A 4,906-nucleotide genomic window follows, 5' to 3' on the forward strand; every position below is an offset into this window, starting at 1 on the left:
GCTATTTTTTTCCTGTCTTCTCACATAGAACCACAGGACAATTTTCTCCAGATACCGCTTTAACACGATCTGGATCTCTTCCTTCGGATTGATCGGCTTTACAAGAATCGAATAGATGCCTGTCCGCCTCGCCCCGTACACATCCGTAAAGAGCTGATCCCCGACAAACATCGTCGAGCGCTCGCCCGTTCCCATCCGGCGCATCGCCTGTCTGTATCCGCTGCGCTTCGGTTTTCTGCCCTTGTAAATATAATCCGAACCTACCTGTCCGGCAAACGGGGCGACCCGCGCCTCCTTATTATTCGAGAGCAGACAAGTGTGGAACCCTATCGCCCGCAAACGTTCAAACAGCTGTACTGCCCGCTCGTCCGCCGGGGCACCGTGCGGCACCAGCGTATTGTCAATATCAAATATGATACCCCGCATTCCCTTCTGGTAAAACTGCTCATACGGGATATCATACGCAGAATCCAGCCATTCATCCGGATAAAACGCATTTCCCATCATCTGGTCTCTTCCCCGTTCTTTCCAGACTCATACGACGGCACATTCCGCTGCTGTATCTTCTGCAGTTCCTCCATAAATGTATCGACGTCTTTAAACTCCCGGTATACCGATGCAAACCGCACATAGGTAACCACATCCAGATCCTTTAACCGCTCCATCACAAGTTCCCCGATCACCGCGGTCGAGATCTCCCGTTCTTCCCGGTTAAATAAATTGTTTTCCACATCGTCGATCAACGCCGAAATCTGTCCCTGAGAGACTGGGCGCTTGTGGCAGGAATCCAGGATTCCTGCCTCTATCTTCGGGATTCCTGCCTCTATCTTCGCCCGGTCGTACATCTCCCGGGTATTATCCTTTTTGACAACCATCAGAGGGATCGTCTCAAGTTTTTCATATGTGGTAAAACGCTTTCCACAAGTCTCGCACTGTCTCCGGCGTCTGATAGAACTGTTGTCATCCGCAGGCCGTGAATCGATTACTTTCGTGTCAGCCGCGTTGCAAAATGGACACTTCAATCGCTCTTCCCCTTTTCTGGTTTTATTGATATTCCCCCGCCAGGTTTTCATAACATATCATACTTATTATAATATCGCAGGAAGTGCGCTTCTGCAAGCAGAAGTTTTCCGCTATTCCTTCTTTTCTCTCTCTTCTTTCAGCTTCACCAGAATAATGTCATCCCCTATCTGGCAGATGTCGCAGAATGGAATTATGTACTCTTTTTCCCGCCCCAGAAAGCCCCAGACACAGCCCGGTCCCGGTACGATGATCGCAAGCATTTTCCCCGTGCTGATGTCAAAATCGACGTCGCCCACAAAACCAAGGCGCTTGCAATCTTTTACATTTATAACTTCCCGCTGTTTGAGTTCACAGATACGCATAGACATAAACCTCCCGGATCCTTCTGTAATCAAAATATGTACAAAAGGACCGGGAATGTACAAAAGGACCGGGAGGTTCTTCCTGGACAGGTATTTCTATCTACTTTTATTTCGTAACTTCTGATAACGTCACGCTGTCAAAATGTAGCGTATAATCAATCAGATGCGGCTGGCTCATCGCCACCGTCAAGGCACTGACCGCTACATCCTCATCCAGCGTTACCGGAATCTGGAACTCGGAATTGCCCTCGGTCTGGATCGGATCATACTGCACGTCATCCACCAGCATATACTCATAGTTCGGGCTGCTCCAGACAATATCGGCAGTCACCTTTCCATCCTTGACGATAATGGTCGCCGGGCTGTCCACCGATGCTCTGCCGGAACCTCCCTGCAGGGTTACCTCACAGGTATAAGTGCCGTCTGCCACATCTGCAGTCTGCCCTGCCGGTTTCTGGGCATCTGCCGCATCATCGCTATTCTCCGTCTCGGATGATACCGCTTCCGCGTCCTCTGCCTCTCCGGAAACCGGATTTTCTACCCTTACTTTGTGGTCGTACCAGGTGCCCTTCTTACCAATCAGAGCCAGGTCAAATTCTTCTCCGAGCGCCGGAACCGGCACATCGAAGCCGTTGACCTCCTCGCTCAGACCGTCGCTGTAAGTAACCGTGTCTACGGTTGGCTGCAGCCAACCGGCTTCATCTTCCTTTGCCTCGTCCGCAGTACCCAGATACAGGTTCACGATGTTTTTCGAGGTCAGGCTGATATGAAGTGTCGCCTCGCCATCCTTGACCGTCAGGACACCTTTTCCATTTTTCGATTCATTGACCTTGAACATACTGCTGTCCGTCTTAAAATCGACGGTGTAGACGCCGTCTGCAAGGTCAATGCTGCTTTTCTGTTCGACATTCTCAGTTTCTGCGCTCTCTGTCTGCGCCACGGTGTCGGCTGCGTCCTGTTTCTGTCCTCCGCACGCTCCGAGAAGAGCGGCAGCAAGCAGAAGCGCCGCTAAATTTAATTTCTTTTTCATATACATTATTCCGAAATAGACTCAATGGCTGTCCGTGTATGAGCAACATAGAATGATTCTACCGCTTTAATTCTGCCCAGACCGGAAATCTGAGTATCTACCTTGTCAAACGCACCTGATGCCTCAAACTGGCTCTTCCAGGAATCATCATCATCGCCTGCCATATCGTTGTTTGCGTGATCACCTGCAACTACCATCAGCGGACGAAGAACGACGTTCTTATAACCAGCTGCCTTCACTGCCTCGATAACAGACTCACAGGAAGTCTCTTCCGGCTCGCCCTCTACGGTACCGATAAATACGTTGCTATATCCAAGATTCTGCATCTGGGTCTGCATCTGGCTGTAGGTTACCTTTGCAACGTGTGCGGTACCATGACCCATCAGAACGAATGCGGTTCCCTGATCGGCTGCGTCAGCTGCATCTTTAAAACCAGCTTCCGAAGCTTCTTCTGCTACAACTGCTTTTGCAACTGCCTCTTTATCTGCATTGATAACGGTTGCATCGTCGCCAACCTCACCTAACAGCGGCTCTGCGACAGCTACCTGCTCGAATTTATCCTGATACTTCTCGAGCGCCTCAACCATCTCGTCGTACTCAGCACCGTGCATGAGGTGGGTCGGCTGGACAACCAGCTCTTTAACTCCGTTCTCCACGGCTCGCTCCAGTGCCTGATCCATATTGTCGATGCACTCGCCATCACGAGCCTCAACGTGGTTGATAATGATCTGTGCGGTAAACGCACGGCGGACTGCCCAATCCGGGAATGCATCCTGGATGGAATCCTCGATACTCTTGATATCTTTCACACGGCTGTCGTTGAAGGAAGTACCAAAGCTGACTACCAGGATCTCCTTGTCGCCAATCTCATCCTGATTGCGCGGATCGTCCAGGCTCGCGTCGCCGGTATCACGACCAAAATAATCTGGATCTGCGTTCTCGCCTTCTACCAGCTCCTTCTGCTCGTCAGTCAGGGCATCCCATGCCTCTTTGGCTGCCTTGCACTGCTCATCCGTGTCATCGGTGCGCTCCTGTACATAGATGTCATCGATCAGTTTTGCCACCTTATCTGCTGCTTCCTGATCGGAATCGACGCTCTCAGCTGCCTCGGTCTCTGCCTCAGAAGCCGCCTCCGTCGAGGTTGCCTGGCTGGATGTACTGCCGCTGCAGGCTCCAAGCAATACGGACATCGTAACTGCCGCTGCACTTACAACTACTTTTTTGTTTTTTCTCATGTTTTCCTCCTTGTGTGACTCGCACAAAAATAGTTTTAACCGATATGTTCACGACAGCCGGCAGGTTTCCTGGCTTTCGGGTCATCATGCACACCGCGCCTTCTCACTTTCGCAATGGCATCTGCGGTGCCACTCTCCGGTTCACAGTGACGAGATCGCACAGGTTTTGCACCTGTTTCCCTTTTACCCCCTGTCCACGCCTGCCAATCCGAGCAATCTGACTGGTCTGGCACAAACAGCGGCACCCACTGCCCATATCAGCTTGTTTCATTATAGATGGGGTATGTTTAAAAGTCAATTTATCCTGGAAATTATATTGAAAAAGAATGTGCCTTGGCACATTCTCGCGCCGAGCGCGGTCGCTTGCGACATGTTTCTGCTCATCCGGATAAAAGGTGCTCTCCTCCTCTTAATGATTTTATATCTTTTATGGCATAAATTTCCGGTAAATCGAAATAATTTTCTCATCCTTCACCGTCACAGCCGTGTTGTACGGCTTAAACTCCCCGATCAGCCGATCACGGATCGCGAATAATTCTTCCGCGGTATACACCTGCGGCGGTGTATCCGGGTCAGAATCATCTGTCAGGACAAAGTTCTCATCCATCTGCAGCGTAACCTCTCCCAGCTTATGGTAACTTCTCCCGACTGCCATCTCCGAGCCATAAAAGGAATCCTCCTCTACCATTCTCAGCTCTTCGCCCCCCTGTGCCGGACCGCCATTGATCTCGATCCTCCCAGACTCCTGTCGGTCAATCGAAGTAATGAGACATTCTTTCCCATTGATGAGCAGCGTATCTCCCGCTTGCAGTTCATCGATATCTGCCTTATGAAAATGCTCATAGTCATAGACCGTCAATGTGATGATAACATTGCTTTCATCCTGATGGATCTGCTGCGGTTTGAACCCAGCTGCAAAGGTACAGTTGTCAAAATGCGTCATATTGAGGGTTTCCCGGACTGGTTCAACCGTGAGCGGTTCCGTCCGCTCAGTTTCCTGCGTTTTATCCCGTTTGGGCTGCTCCTGCGCCTGATCATTTTCAGTCACAGCCTCGCGGATCGCCCCCTGGCTCTCCTCATCGACAGCCCCTTCCTGTGTGGCTGTCTCCGATGCCGCGCCCGCACAGGCGGTCATCCATACACTCATCCCAAGTGCTGCGGCGATCCATGTTTGTTTCAATCGTCTCATGTTTGCTGCCGCCCCTTTTCGGCTTCTCCTTTTTCCTGGCATTTTCGTAACTGTTCAGTACCTTCAC

The 4,906-nt window shown here is 50.9% G+C and carries 6 protein-coding genes and 1 riboswitch; all 6 genes read right to left on the bottom strand.

The features are described from left to right. Positions 1-504 (bottom strand): YqeG family HAD IIIA-type phosphatase (locus tag QVO97_RS01960; RefSeq protein ID WP_288188655.1); only part of this gene is annotated, 504 nt, incomplete at its 3' end. Next, positions 504-1,022: a transcriptional regulator NrdR gene (gene nrdR / locus QVO97_RS01965; RefSeq protein ID WP_288188648.1), complete on the bottom strand. Its 519-nt coding sequence runs from the start codon at positions 1,020-1,022 to the stop codon at positions 504-506. The genes QVO97_RS01960 and nrdR, both read right to left, overlap by 1 nt. Positions 1,023-1,133: 111 nt before the next feature. Further along, on the bottom strand, positions 1,134-1,385 hold the full coding sequence (locus QVO97_RS01970) for a YlmC/YmxH family sporulation protein (protein ID WP_022358742.1): 252 nt from the start codon (positions 1,383-1,385) through the stop codon (positions 1,134-1,136). Positions 1,386-1,491: 106 nt separating this feature from the next. Next, positions 1,492-2,415, bottom strand: coding sequence for a hypothetical protein (locus QVO97_RS01975; RefSeq protein WP_288188651.1), 924 nt, complete (start codon positions 2,413-2,415; stop codon positions 1,492-1,494). Positions 2,416-2,420: 5 nt separating this feature from the next. Further along, positions 2,421-3,650: a sirohydrochlorin cobaltochelatase gene (locus QVO97_RS01980; protein WP_022358744.1), complete on the bottom strand. Its 1,230-nt coding sequence runs from the start codon at positions 3,648-3,650 to the stop codon at positions 2,421-2,423. A 41-nt stretch (positions 3,651-3,691) separates the two neighbouring features. Next, a riboswitch (cobalamin riboswitch) is annotated at positions 3,692-3,869 on the bottom strand. Positions 3,870-4,077: 208 nt separating this feature from the next. After that, complete coding sequence (locus QVO97_RS01985) at positions 4,078-4,839, bottom strand: hypothetical protein (RefSeq protein ID WP_022358745.1); 762 nt, start codon at positions 4,837-4,839, stop codon at positions 4,078-4,080. Positions 4,840-4,906: the final 67 nt, after the last annotated feature.

Origin of the sequence: Clostridium sp. CAG:43, assembly GCF_000434655.1 — a bacterium.
Taxonomy (GTDB): domain Bacteria; phylum Bacillota; class Clostridia; order Lachnospirales; family Lachnospiraceae; genus Otoolea; species Otoolea fessa.

Bases quoted from the DNA above. Each gene is read 5' to 3' on its own strand.
- QVO97_RS01970 (WP_022358742.1), bottom strand. From the start codon at position 1,385: ATGCGTATCTGTGAACTCAAACAGCGGGAAGTTATAAATGTAAAAGAT.
- QVO97_RS01975 (WP_288188651.1), bottom strand. From the start codon at position 2,415: ATGAAAAAGAAATTAAATTTAGCGGCGCTTCTGCTTGCTGCCGCTCTT.
- QVO97_RS01980 (WP_022358744.1), bottom strand. From the start codon at position 3,650: ATGAGAAAAAACAAAAAAGTAGTTGTAAGTGCAGCGGCAGTTACGATG.
- QVO97_RS01985 (WP_022358745.1), bottom strand. From the start codon at position 4,839: ATGAGACGATTGAAACAAACATGGATCGCCGCAGCACTTGGGATGAGT.